General features: G+C 61.3%; 12 protein-coding genes and 2 tRNA genes. 7 read left to right on the top strand and 7 right to left on the bottom strand.

All coding sequences use genetic code 11. The features are described from left to right. Positions 1–27: 27 nt before the first annotated feature. From RM532_RS15515 to RM532_RS15490, 6 genes are all read left to right on the top strand, one after another. Positions 28–102 (top strand) — tRNA-Gln (locus RM532_RS15515). A 207-nt stretch (positions 103–309) separates the two neighbouring features. Then, positions 310–1,263, top strand: a complete 954-nt coding sequence (locus RM532_RS15510) for a ribose-phosphate diphosphokinase (protein WP_311654250.1) — start codon at positions 310–312, stop codon at positions 1,261–1,263. A gap of 175 nt (positions 1,264–1,438) precedes the next feature. Next, the gene (locus tag RM532_RS15505; RefSeq protein ID WP_311654249.1) at positions 1,439–2,161 is read left to right on the top strand and encodes a 50S ribosomal protein L25/general stress protein Ctc; all 723 of its coding nucleotides are present in this window, start codon (positions 1,439–1,441) and stop codon (positions 2,159–2,161) included. A gap of 21 nt (positions 2,162–2,182) precedes the next feature. Next, positions 2,183–2,767: an aminoacyl-tRNA hydrolase gene (pth, locus tag RM532_RS15500; RefSeq protein WP_311654248.1), complete on the top strand. Its 585-nt coding sequence runs from the start codon at positions 2,183–2,185 to the stop codon at positions 2,765–2,767. Positions 2,768–2,769: 2 nt separating this feature from the next. Continuing rightward, positions 2,770–3,861: a redox-regulated ATPase YchF gene (gene ychF, locus RM532_RS15495; protein ID WP_311654247.1), complete on the top strand. Its 1,092-nt coding sequence runs from the start codon at positions 2,770–2,772 to the stop codon at positions 3,859–3,861. Positions 3,862–3,917: 56 nt separating this feature from the next. Next, positions 3,918–3,993: transfer RNA gene (locus RM532_RS15490), tRNA-Met, on the top strand. A gap of 73 nt (positions 3,994–4,066) precedes the next feature. Here the strand turns inward: RM532_RS15490 and RM532_RS15485 are convergent. The 3 genes from RM532_RS15485 to RM532_RS15475 all read right to left on the bottom strand — a co-directional run bounded on the left by RM532_RS15485 (position 4,067) and on the right by RM532_RS15475 (position 8,336). After that, on the bottom strand, positions 4,067–5,182 hold the full coding sequence (locus tag RM532_RS15485) for a tyrosine-type recombinase/integrase (RefSeq protein WP_311654246.1): 1,116 nt from the start codon (positions 5,180–5,182) through the stop codon (positions 4,067–4,069). A 1,879-nt stretch (positions 5,183–7,061) separates the two neighbouring features. Further along, complete coding sequence (locus tag RM532_RS15480) at positions 7,062–7,505, bottom strand: antitoxin Xre/MbcA/ParS toxin-binding domain-containing protein (protein ID WP_311654245.1); 444 nt, start codon at positions 7,503–7,505, stop codon at positions 7,062–7,064. 198 nt (positions 7,506–7,703) lie between these two features. After that, positions 7,704–8,336 carry a thermonuclease family protein gene (locus tag RM532_RS15475; RefSeq protein WP_311654244.1) on the bottom strand — a complete coding sequence of 211 codons (633 nt, stop codon included), beginning with the start codon at positions 8,334–8,336 and terminating at the stop codon, positions 7,704–7,706. A 194-nt stretch (positions 8,337–8,530) separates the two neighbouring features. Here RM532_RS15475 and RM532_RS15470 point away from each other — a divergent pair, with 194 nt between their 5' ends. Further along, a complete protein-coding gene (locus RM532_RS15470) occupies positions 8,531–8,827 on the top strand; it encodes a hypothetical protein (protein WP_311654243.1) in 297 nt (98 codons plus the stop codon). A 38-nt stretch (positions 8,828–8,865) separates the two neighbouring features. On the opposite strand, the gene RM532_RS15465 is transcribed toward RM532_RS15470, so the two are convergent. From RM532_RS15465 to RM532_RS15450, 4 genes are all read right to left on the bottom strand, one after another. After that, positions 8,866–9,438 carry a hypothetical protein gene (locus RM532_RS15465; RefSeq protein ID WP_311654242.1) on the bottom strand — a complete coding sequence of 191 codons (573 nt, stop codon included), beginning with the start codon at positions 9,436–9,438 and terminating at the stop codon, positions 8,866–8,868. Positions 9,439–10,117: 679 nt separating this feature from the next. Further along, positions 10,118–10,498, bottom strand: a complete 381-nt coding sequence (locus RM532_RS15460; protein ID WP_311654241.1) for a hypothetical protein — start codon at positions 10,496–10,498, stop codon at positions 10,118–10,120. Between the two features lie 291 nt (positions 10,499–10,789). Continuing rightward, complete coding sequence (locus RM532_RS15455) at positions 10,790–11,410, bottom strand: class GN sortase (protein ID WP_311654240.1); 621 nt, start codon at positions 11,408–11,410, stop codon at positions 10,790–10,792. Beyond that, positions 11,404–12,661: VWA domain-containing protein (locus RM532_RS15450; protein ID WP_311654239.1), on the bottom strand; the 1,258-nt coding region annotated here is incomplete at its 5' end. The genes RM532_RS15455 and RM532_RS15450, both read right to left, overlap by 7 nt.

Here is a 12,661-nt window from a genome sequence, read left to right as displayed (position 1 = left end):
CGGGTGATTTAAACTGCAATAGCTCATTGGGGCGTAGCCAAGCGGTAAGGCAACGGGTTTTGATCCCGTGATGCGCAGGTTCGAATCCTGCCGCCCCAACCAACATGGACAGGTCCGCGAAGCGGACACAATAGGCGGCATGATGAGAACCTGCAGGTTCGATAAAAAATCGCAGGAAGCGATTTTTAACAGCGGCGCTGGCGCCGCTGGCCCGCAGGGCGAGGGACAGGATGTCCCGAGTCATCCTGCCGCCCCAACCAAACACCACCACCGAACCAAAAGACCACTCAACCAATGACAGGTAACAGAATGGCGGACTCCAGGTTGATGGTCTTCACCGGCAACGCGAACCCGGTGCTCGCGCGGGATGTTGCCGGGTACCTGAAAGTGCCGGTGGGCAAGGCGTCGGTCGGCAAGTTCTCCGACGGCGAGGTGATGGTCGAGATCGAGGAAAACGTCCGCGGCCGTGACGTGTTCGTGGTCCAGCCCACCTGCCAGCCCACCAATGACAACCTGATGGAGCTGTTGATGCTCATCGACGCCTTGCACCGGGCGTCGGCCGGGCGGATCACGGCGGTGATTCCCTACTACGGCTACGCGCGACAGGATCGGCGGCCGCGCTCCGCGCGCGTGCCGATCTCGGCCAAGGTGGTGGCCAGCATGCTTGGCTCGGTGGGAACCGACCGCGTCCTCACGGTGGATCTGCATGCCGACCAGATCCAGGGTTTTTTCGACATGCCTGTGGATAACATCTACGCCTCGCCGATCCTGCTGGGCGATCTCTGGCGGCGCAAGAACGACAGGCTGATCGTGGTGTCGCCGGACGTTGGTGGCGTGGTACGGGCCCGGGCACTGGCCAAGCGGCTGGATGACGCTGACCTGGCGATCATCGACAAGCGCCGGCCGCGGGCCAACGAATCCAAGGTGATGAATATCATCGGCGACGTGGCCGGCAAGCAGTGCATCATCGTGGATGATCTGGTCGATACCGCCGGCACGCTGTGCCAGGCCGCCGGGGCGCTCAAGGATGCCGGCGCGGAGAGCGTGCACGCCTACATCACCCACCCGGTGCTGTCGGGGCGGGCGGTGAGCAACATCAACGAGTCCGCGCTGGATGAATTGGTGGTCACCGATACCATTCCGCTGTCGGAAGAGGCGGTGGCCTGCGACCGCATTCGCCAGCTGCCGATTGCCGCCCTGCTGGCCGAAACCATCCGCCGCGTCAGCAACGAGGAATCAGTGAGTACGCTCTACGTCGACTGAGCCCGGATAAATCGCGGGTTGACCCCTCACATTTCTTCGCGATTATCGCTATAATGCGCGGCCTTTTGCGGGGCGGTCCGACCGTTCACCGCGAAATTTCCCGTTTCAATCCGTTCATAAATGAGGCTGACGGGCCCTTTGCCCGCGCCCAGGACGACCCGGAGCCGATGCTGCCATGAAACCCTTTGAGCTCAACGCCGAAACCCGCACGGCCCAGGGCCGGGCCGAGAACCGCCGCCTGCGGCGCCAGGGCAAGGTGCCCGCGATCATCTATGGTGGTGCCGGCGAGCCGCTGATGCTGTCCTTCGATCACGATGATCTGAGCCATCATCTGGCCAACGAGGCGTTCTACTCGCACGTGATCAAGATCAACGTGCCCGGCGGCAAGCCGGAAGAAGTGGTGCTGCGCGATCTGCAGCGCCATCCCGCGCGTCCGTTCGTCCAGCATGTGGACCTGCTGCGCGTGGTGGCCGGCGAAGCCCTGCGCATGAACGTGCCGCTGCACTTCATCGGCGAGGATGACTGCCCCGGCATCAAGGAAGAGGGCGGCATTGCCACCCACAGCATGAACGACGTGGAAGTCGAGTGTCTGCCGCGCAATCTGCCCGAGTACATCGAGGTCGATTGTTCCGCGCTGGCCGTCAACGATGCCCTGCATCTGTCCGATCTCAAGCTGCCGGAAGGCGTTGAGCTGGTCGATCTGATGCACGAGACCGACCGCACGGTGGTCACCATCCAGCTGCCGCGCGCCGCGCTGGAACTGGAAGAGGAAGAGGCCGCCGAGGCCGAGGCTGCCGCGGAAGAAGCCGCTGCCGAGGAAGAGGCCGGCGACGACAGCGAGTCCGACGAGGACGACAGCGACTCCGAGGCATCGGGCGACGACGAAGACAAGGGTTAAGCCAGCGGCCCGACTGTCCTCATGACGGCCGAGGTGCGTGCCCTGGTGGCGCTGGGCAACCCGGGCGCCAAGCACGAGCGGCAGCGCCATAATGTGGGTTTCTGGCTGGCCGACGCCATGGCCATGACGCACCAGACGTCGTTCCGCGAGCAGTCGAAGTTCAAGGGCTGGGTGGCCCAGGTGACCGTCGCCGATGAGCCGCTCTGGCTGCTCAAACCGGCGACGTTCATGAACCGCAGCGGCGAGTCGGTACAGCCGTTCGCCGCGTTTCACAAGTTCACCCCCGAACAGTTGCTGGTGGTGCACGATGACCTGGACCTGCCACCCGGCACCATCCGCATCAAGCGCGGCGGCGGGCATGGTGGCCACAACGGCCTGCGTGACGTTCACCGGGTGATCGGCCCCGACTACGCCCGTCTGCGTATCGGCATCGGCCATCCCGGCCACCGCGAAGCTGTGCTCGGGCATGTGCTGGGCGTTCCCCCGGCCGACGAGGCGGACGCTCTGCTGGGCGGGCTGGAGCGGGCCTATGCCGGGCTCGAACGAATGCTGGACGGCGGCTGGGACCGCGCCGCCCAGTTCCTGCATACCCAACCGGAGACCTGATCGTGGCACTGCGCGCCGGCATCGTCGGCTTGCCCAACGTCGGCAAGTCCACCCTGTTCAATGCCCTGACCGCCGCTGACATTCCGGCCGAGAACTACCCGTTCTGCACCATCGACCCGAATGTCGGCGTGGTGCCGGTGCCCGATCCGCGCCTGCAGGCGCTGGCCGATATCGTCAACCCGGCCAAGATCGTCCCCACCGCGATGGAATTCGTGGACATCGCCGGCCTGGTGGCCGGCGCGGCCCAGGGTGAGGGCCTGGGCAACAAGTTCCTCGCCCACATCCGCGAAACCGACGCCGTGCTGCACGTGGCCCGCTGCTTCGTCGATGACGACGTCACCCACGTGGCCGGTGCCGTGGACCCGCTGCGCGACGTCGACATCATCGACACCGAACTGGCGCTGGCGGACCTGGAAACCGCCATCCGGGCCCGCGACCGCGCGCTCAAGGCCGCCAAGGCCGGTGGCAAGGAAGAAATCGCGCGAGCCAAACTGTACGAGGCCCTGGTGGCGCACCTGGATGAAGGCAGGCCGGTTCGTGCCGGTGACTGGTCCGAGGCCGATCGTCAGCGCATGTACGAGCTGCATCTGATTACCGCCAAGCCGGTGCTGTACGTGGCCAACGTCGACGAGAACGGGTTCGAGAACAATCCGCTGCTGGATACGCTCCGGGCCCGGGCCGACGAGGAGGGTGCCCAGGTCGTGGCCGTCTGTGCCGCGCTGGAAGGCGAGATGGCGCTGCTGGAAGAGGCCGACAAGGCCGAATTTCTGGCCGACCTCGGACTCGAGGAGCCCGGCCTCAATCGCGTCATCCGGGCCGCCTACCGACTGCTGGGCCTCCAGACCTACTTCACCGCCGGGCCCAAGGAAGTTCGCGCCTGGACCGTGCGCATCGGCGCCACCGCGCCGCAGGCCGCCGGCGTCATCCACACGGACTTCGAGCGTGGCTTCATCCGCGCCGAGGTCACCGCCTACGACGACTACGTGGGCCTGGGTGGTGAGCAGGGCGCCAAGGAGGCCGGCAGGCTCCGGCTCGAGGGCAAGGAATACCGGGTGAACGAAGGCGACGTGATGCACTTCCGTTTCAACGTCTGATTTGCGCCCCGGACTCGACTTTCACCCCGCCTTTTGAGTAAGATTCGCGCCGCCGTGGCCACGTAGCTCAGGGGTTAGAGCACAGCATTCATAATGCTGGTGTCGGTGGTTCAAATCCACCCGTGGCTACCATTTATTTTCAGCGACTTACGTCGCTCTCCCCGATTCGCACCGTGACCCCTGTGGGGAGATTCGGGGGATTGGGTCAGCGTACCACCCTCAACATCGGGCGGCTCTGACCATCGCACACCGTATCTGCCGCTTCGATCATGCGATGGATTTCGGCCGCTGAATAGTGCGTGGTCACGGACTGACCGCGATGTCCGAGCAAATCCCTTCGGTCCTCCTCGGACACCCCGGCCGCCCGAAGGCGGCGCCCGAAGGTATGTCTGAGATCGTGCACTCGCACATTGGCAAATCCCCACGGGCAGGGACTCCCAATCTCCGATTCGAATGCCGCGGCAGCCTCTGCTCTGGCGCTGCGCCAGCCATGATTATTCATGCGCGCTATCGGGTGGCCTCGGTAGGGGAAAACCCATACGGTGGATTGCTGACGCTGTTGATCGATGACCGATTGGGCCACGCGGTTGAAGACCACGATACGATCGCTAGCCGTCTTGCTGAGGCTGCTGGGGATGATGAATACGCTATGTCCATCGATTCGGTGCTCCATACTCCATTGAAGCCCACACACCTCCTGGTCTCGCATGCCCGTATGCACAGAACAAAGGGCCATCACGAGTAAGTGAGGTGGCAGACACCCGAATAGCAGACGCTGTTCGTCCCAAGTCAGAGGATATGGCATGCGTCGGTCGGGTGCCGGCAGCGTCGGGATCATGGGCGCGCTCTGCAGCCAAGGGCGACCCAATTCATCGCGCCAGAGACGTGCTGCCAAGTGAAGGACCCGCTTAACTGCGGCGAGATCACGGTTAATGGTCCCGGCTGTCTTTCCGGCCCGTCGGCGGGCGTCGACCGCCGGCTGTAGTGTGCCCTGATGAACATTGTGTAACGGCAAGTGGCCAATGTAGGGCATGAATACCGCCAGGCCCTGTGCGTCCCGGTCCAGTGATCGCTTGTGTTGGAAATCCGTCAGGTATCGGTCGACGGCCTCCGTGAACATACGTGGCGTGGTCTCGCCAAAGATTTGCCGTCGGCGGGATTGCTCGATCTCGAGCGCCAGGATCTGGGTCGCCTCACTGAGCTCAGTCGTGCCTGTACTGCGTCGTATGCGCTCGCCTCCGATGCGCTTATCGATTTCCCAGATATGGGCTTGGCGTGCCTGCGACCAACGTCGCGTGAGGCCCGGTATTCGCTTGGGCATTTGGACTCCTCCGCTTCAGTCGGTCGACTACCGAAATCCCGCTTAAGCGCCTCGAATGCCGCGTCGAGCTCAAGGCGATCAGCCAATTTTGTCCCGCTAGTCAGCGCGATGATGGTCAATCTAGGCCGGATTTCACGATCGAAAAGGGCTCTGCCAAGGCCTAGATACTGGTGTGCAACCGAGATTCTGATGCCGCGTGGCTGCATCGTTAGGTGATGAGCGCGCTCGGCTGTTGTCCCGGGCCGTACCGCCAGCTGATGCTGGCTTTCGGGTCATGCTGGAACCAGTGCCAATCGGCGCAAAGCAGTAGATGTGTACGAACGATGGGTGGCATTATCCAAGCGTAGCCGTCGCACGAAATATGCAAGCGGCTCTCCAACGCCAGGGGGCAGGTCCAGTTCGAGCGACTGTTGTATTGCTAGCGGTCAGTGCCCAGCGATTGCTGTGTTGTTGCTGGGCATGGCAATCGCGGATAAATGGCGTGAATGTCGGCATGACATAGATGCTGCGACATCCGGCAGAGGGAGTGCGCTGCTAAAGCGGACCAATTGCACAGGGTTTTCGGTGCACCACTGCAGGGATACTGGACTTGGCGTCAGGGAAATCGATTGAACCAAACGCCGGACGGATAGGAAATCCTAGGCGCTCACGGATGCATATGGGAGAAAATTCGGCCAGCCGGGCATGGAGGTACACCGTCATTGATGGCGGTGGCTCAAAAGCTCGGGAAGATATCGAGGCGCTAATCCGGCTGATCGTGAACCCTGCGTCGACGCGTCGGGAGCGTGAGGCAGCGATGAATAAACTCGAACCAAGTGCGAAGTGCTGCCGCGGATTTCGGGAGCCGCGCGCATGACCGACCTAGAGTATCTGATCTCAAAAGCTAGATCAGAGTAGAGAGCGTCCGCCGCTGATGTCCTGATCCACGTGTGATCGAATTTCGGCCAAGATGTCTTCTGGGATAGGGCCATCGTCCCGCTCGTAACCCAGCGGCGGGGGATCACGACGCTGACAATGGCCAACTGTCGTGCATGCGCCATCTCGATCGGACCTGAGCGTGTTCCGGCACTGGCCGTCGCTATCCGCAGTCTGCCTCAGACTCTCTACGATGCGGTTGTCGCTGTATCGGGATTTTTTCATCGTAACCTCCTTAGTTTAGATTACGGGAAAATGCCAATTCTAAACACCGCCGATCGTTGAGGGTATTACCGGGCAAGGATAGACAATGAGCGCATAAGCGGTGGCCGGCTATCGCGTCTATGAACGAAAAGTCTGACGGAGACGGTCGAAGGTGCCCGAAATAGCGCTGTCGCGGCACGCGAGCCGCAAGGTCGACGCAATCCCGGACACCTGAGCGGACACCGTGCCCCGGGGCATCCTGGCCGAAGGTGCCCAAAATAGCGCTGTCGCGGCGTGCGAGCTGCGAAGGTCGACGCAAACTCGGACACCTGATCGGACACCGTATCAGGGGCGCCCTGGCCGAAGGGGGCCAAAATAGCGCTGTCGCAGCGCGCGAGCCGCAAGGTCGACGCAAACACCTGAGCGGACACCGTATCAGGGGCGTCCTGGCCAAAGGTGGCCAAAATAGCGCTGTCGCGCGGCGCGGGCTAGGAATAGGCATCCGGAGCCAGACACCTGTCGCAAACTCGGACACCTGACCGTAAGCCTTTACTTTTGGTAAATCGGAGGTCCACTAGTCGTTGCCTTGGAGGCCGGTGGGTCACGGTCCATTAGCGGTGAAACACTACCTTCCGCTACCCGACTACTCCGGCGGCTCGAAGCATTTACACCGGTCAGGCTCGACCAAGGGAAACGCGGTAGAACCCCTTCGGCGTGACCAATCCGATACGCGGTCAGGCAATGCGTGAGTCGTTAGTGCTCACGCGACGGAGCCATACTTCAATCGTCCGAGGAGACTTCCGACGGCATCCGCCCCCACGTCGTTAAGCGCAGCGACTTCGATCGGGGCCTCTCCATCGAGCAGCATGTGTGGTGTGAACAAAAATCGCCTCGCTTTGTCATCGTCGCCGAAGACATCGTGAGCCATGATCCACACCCGTGCCATGCGCTCGACACGCGCACTGTGCTCCGGGCTCAGTGGCCTGTTCTCCCTGCGGCGCCGCATTGTTGCAGCGTCGGATACGATAACGTCGAGCACACCCTCCTGCCCCGCGAATAGCGTTTCGGCAATGCGATCAACCGCGGTTATTGGCAGTCCCTTTGCAATCTGGCGGGCCAGCCATTGTCGGGAATAGCCGTGCTTCTTGCCGCCGCCCAAGCCCAGCATCTCAACTATGTCTTCAATACGTGCCTCGGTTTCCATTGCCCTCTCCGATCAGGTGAGCCTAATGCTAGGGGTAGCACAGCTGGTCGACAACGATTAACCGAGTGACTCACGCCTCGACGGCAGATGAAAACCACGGCCTATTCCCGATACCCGAATGAGCGCACCCGCGGCAACCTGTATTGTGAATACGATGACGGTATTGGCGTTGTTGCCGCGGCTTGAAGATACCCCTGGTCATGGCGCGCACAGTGATTCGCAGGGGACGCCGTCCCGATCCCCATCCAGTGAGCTATATCCGCACCGGTTTAGCGCGTAGCGAGCCTCCCGGCAGGATGCCATGGCCGAGCAACTGGCCTGTCGGCACTTAGGATCGGTGGTCAATCGAACGCCGTAACGCCAGTTCCAGGGTTCGATGAAATCGCCGGCCCAGATGCCGCGGTTTCGACGTTCGGCGTCTTTCTCCTGCGGCACGTACTCTCGGGAATACTGCCGATAGGCGAGTGCCAGACCCTGTTCAACCAGCCAGCCGTTGATATCGGCGATGTCCCGGGTGCCACACACCGCAACGATGCGCCCGTAGCGATCGCGGTCGGTCGCCGTGCAGGTGACTGCCCGGTGCCGTAGCTCGTCATCGAGCGCCCAGGCGGCCTCGCGACCACAGCGCCACTGGTCGCCATTTCGCTCGCAGCGCTGGGCAGACTCAGGCGCGTCGATGCCATGCAGGCGAATGCGCTGCCCGTGGATCTCGATGGTATCGCCGTCAATCACGGACGCACGGCCTTTCAGCACCTCCGAAGCGCTGGCTGTCGAATTGGAGCCGAGCAGCATCAGGGATGCGAGGAGTACGCGAGTCAGTGCATCGCGCAAGGGAGATGGGTCCTCTTCGGGTGCGTGGAGCAGGTAATTCGCATATCAGGCGGCAGTCGTGGGGTGACCTCTCGGCCAGCGTGGATCATGAGGGGCATGCGACGCCAGCCCTGTCTGGGCCAGCAGATACGGGATCTGGCACGTACCTGTCTCGGTCGGTAGTGTCTGGTACGCGGCATCGAGTGGAGGACATCATGCGTCTGATAATTGCTGCGGCGGCAATAGGCTTGGCTTTGGCTGCCAGCGCCGAGGAGAAACCGACAAACTACTGCCACAATGAATCGAGTAACCAGGAGTGGGCGGATAAGGCAGCGAAGTATCACGATAGCGATACCTGGCAGAGGCTATTCGCCCTGCGCGTCGGGCTCTGCACGATGGTGGAGCGGGACCGGCTGACCGTGCCACGGGCGACCGTGATCTTCGAGCGTGCCCGTGATCGCGCGCTCCGCGATCTCGATCGGTATGGTGATCGCGATCAATTGGAGATGTAGCGGTCACCACTGACCCTTCTTGCGCCACCGCTGCCGGATTAGAGGGACTGGCAAGCCTCGGTTGCCTGTTCATGGGCTGTAGCAAAGCCGGTGATATCAAAACGCTCCGAGGAAACATCCACGTGCCCCACCAATTCTTTTGGCGCGACGACGGTTACGCTTGCCTCGTCGGAGCTTGCCAGCAGGAGTTTGAGCCGATGGTCGGCGGCAAGGTTGGTCATCACGGCTACGTGCAATATCTTGTTTATCGAAGACACCGCGACGATGGGGATTCGTAGCAGTCGGGTCGTGTCGGCAACTGTCAGCCTCACTTCTGCGGTTTGCCCCTTGTAGTCGATTAGCCCGTCGTGGGGGCTGGACCAGGTCAGCCAGACCACGTCGGCGCCACAGGAGCCGGCCTGCTTCAGGAACCCGAATTGGTGGCCATGAACCGCGTGGCCGTTGGTGGTATATCGAACCGAGGAAGATCGGGGCAAAGCTTCGACTGTCCAACTGGATTCGTCGTCCACGGTGTCGTTTGGCTCTGCCGCTCCGGATCCTTCGCCCGCGAGCAGGTGTCCGCTAACCAGCATACCGACGACCAAAGTCACAGCGGCGGTTCCTGGGGTCATATTTTCTCCTTGCACGTGCAGGTCGTTATCGGCTTCGGACGCTAGCGGCTTAAAGGCGCCACTGGAGGCTAACCAACGGTGCGACGTTGGGCAGAGCGCTGCCGGCAGTTGCTGTCATCCCGTCTATTAGCGTTCTATTTACTGATCGCGTGAACGAGGTATCGCCGCGGCGTAGGCGCTTGGCTGCTAAAAGGAAAGCACGTCGCCAGCACAAGCCGTGATTGCTGGTCGCTATGACGAATCCAAAGGTGACCGAAATAGCGCTGCCGCGTGGCGAGCGCTGGGAAGGTGCATCCAGAGCCAGACACCTGTCGCAAGCTTGGACACTTGGCCGAACGCTATTGTTGTTGGTGAATTAGAAGTCCCACTCGTCTTTGCCTTGGAGACCGGTGGGAAATCCGGCCAAGCCCGGAACCCTGCATGCCTTGAACCCGGGGGGGGGGCACGGGCTATGAACGGTGGCACACTACCTTCCGCTACCTGACGACCCCGGCGGCGCGAGGCAACTACATCGGTCAGGCTCGATCCTCCTGCACGTCTCGACCCGCGGAGGCACGGGCAAGAATCCGGTGACGCACTACCCGCCGCTGACCGAAAACCCGGCGGCACGGGAACACGCGGCGCTCGGTGGCAATCAAAGGGTTTAGTATCAAAACAATTTATTCGATCCTGTCTTCTCTTAAAGATAGTCTGGCTTAAGCCATGGCAGAACAAAGATCATATAAAGAAGCATAGAAACGAAGAAGGAAGCTACTGGATAAATTGATATATCTATAATTTTATGATAAATTAAGTCGTCCCCGTTAGATATTCTGCATAAAGCCCAAATGGTGGAGATGAAGCAGACGATTGCTGATAGCGAGATACCTAATTTCACATAATGGGTTGTCAATGATAAAGTTAATGCGGCATGAATCGAAAAAAAACCAAGTAGTGTAAAAATTAAAGCAAAAAACAAAAGTATAGGGTGTCCATATTCTATGGTTTTTGAAATTATTATGTTATCTGGAGCTTCGCCAACTTTTTCTGGATATAGCTTATAATCCGCCTTGCGGGCCATGAATAATAGCACCCAGAACACGCCGTATAGAAACGTAATAGCGAGAAAGACATGCATGACTATCATAAAAAGTCCTAATATTTTTATTACCTAATGATAATGAAATAATAAAAGATATTGCTAGTTAGGGCTCCTAGGTTTTAGGCTTTAATTTAATCGGTACGTCCTAAAGAGAGCAAGTAATTTGCGGATAAGATCAGAGGATCGCGCTGCTAAACAACCGATTGCTCATAATTGCTTGACATTAGTTTTTAGCCTATTTGGTTAAAAATACATGTTGATAACATACAGCTATTGAGAGATTGGCTGGCCGTCAGGACTTCCGTGAACTACATACCGTTCTGCCCCTCTCTTTGTGCTGTCGAAGGGAAAGCACGTCACCAGCACAAGCCGCGATTCCCCGTCCGCGTGCGGAATCGAAAAACCATCCCAGCGCACCACCTCGGTTCCGATCACTTCGTACTCCTTGACTTCACCATGTTCTGATTCGAGCCTGATGCTGTCGTCGACCTCGAGTCTCTCCAGAAACCGGAAGTGCGTATCCCGATGGGCTGTCAGGACGGTGGTGCCGGGCTGACCCGGCGCCGCCGTGCCCGGCAGCACCGTCGGCCCGAAGGCCATCGCCTCGCCGGAGCCCCCACTCAGCACGATCTGATCCACGCCCAGGCGCGGCACCCGCAGGCGGGCGACCGGCGTCATGTCCGCCCACGGCCAGGGCTTCTGCGGGGTGCCGGTCGCCTTTGAGGCCTCGAAGGCCGAGTTCAGCAGGAACTGGGCGACCATCGCCTTGGCCGGGATGACCGCCGCCTGGGTGGCCATCCAGATTCCCAGCCCGGCGACAGCGATCAGCAGGCCCCGGACAAGAAACCGCATCTTCGATTCCGGTTGGCGTTGTGCCGTCACACTCAGCATGACGTGCCCTCCGGACGGATCCGGCGACGGGTCAATGCCAGACCCGCCAGGGCCAGCATCGTGAGCAGCAGACCGGTCCGCAACGGCCCCGCGAAGTTCATTGCCGTCTGCGGCAGCGGAATCGCCGTGCGTGCCCCTTCGATGCCGGCCAGCCGCGTTCCGCCATCCGGCGCGGATAATTTCTTCTGGTCCCGTCCGAACAGCCCCTCGAAATCCCACCCCGCTGGCAGATTGATGGGCAGGTCGCTCTCGGTCAGTGGTGCCCCGTCCGGCCGGCTCGGCGTGTCATCCACCGCGACCAGGCTTGTCTGCCGGGTGACAATGCCGAAGCGCATGCCCAGGGCCTCGGTCCGCGCATCGGCCGCCGCCGTGTCGAGCCGGCCCAGCAGGCGATCGGCCTCGATGGCCTCGATGCGCCGCCGCGCCCAGCGTTTGGCCACGGCTGTGCTGGGCTGGGCATGGGCGAGCTTCATGGTGGCCTGCCAGGGCTGACCACCGCGCCTGCCGCGAAGTGTCAGGGTCCCGGTGAGCTCGTCGGCACGGCCCAGCAACACGATCGGCTCGCCCGCATGGACATCGGGCAGGGGGTCTGGCGTCAGGCGCAGCCCGGCATCACTGGTCTCCACCGTCAGGTCGGTCAGCACCGGACGGCGCAGCCGCTCGAGCAGCGACGTCATACCTGCCTCGACATCCGCCGGCCGGCTGATATAAGTGAAGCTGCCACGCCCCAGACTCGCCATGCGGGTCATCAGGTAGCTGTTCGGTGCCGAGCCGATCCCCACCGGAAACACCCGGGTGGTACCGGCATGCCGGCCCACCATGGCCAGGATCTCGGCTTCGTTCGAGATCGCCCCGTCCGTCAGGAATATCACCTGCCGCAGGCGGCTCTCATCCTCGACCGCCGTCGATAGGGCCGCCTCGACCGCCGACAGCATCTGTGTTCCGCCGCCGGCCTCCAGCGATCGGGCATAGCGCCGGGCAATGTCGAGATTGGCCGGTGTCGCCGCCACACCGGTCTCGAACAACCGGGTGGTGGTGTCATTGAAGCGGATCACATTGAAGTGGTCCCCGGGCGACAGTGTGTCCAGCGCCTTCACCAGGCTGGCACGGGCTTGGCGCATCGACTCGCCGCCCATCGACCCGCTGTTGTCGATCACGAAGACGAGCTCGCGCGGGATCGATGGCGTTTCCGGCAGAACCGAGGGCGGGGTGATCGTGGCCATCACGTAGTCTTCGTCATCCACCCGCTGT

This window comes from Spectribacter hydrogenoxidans, from assembly GCF_031846275.1.
In the GTDB taxonomy this organism is placed as follows: domain Bacteria; phylum Pseudomonadota; class Gammaproteobacteria; order Nevskiales; family Salinisphaeraceae; genus Spectribacter; species Spectribacter hydrogenoxidans.
This window is presented reverse-complemented; position numbering and strand designations above follow the sequence as displayed.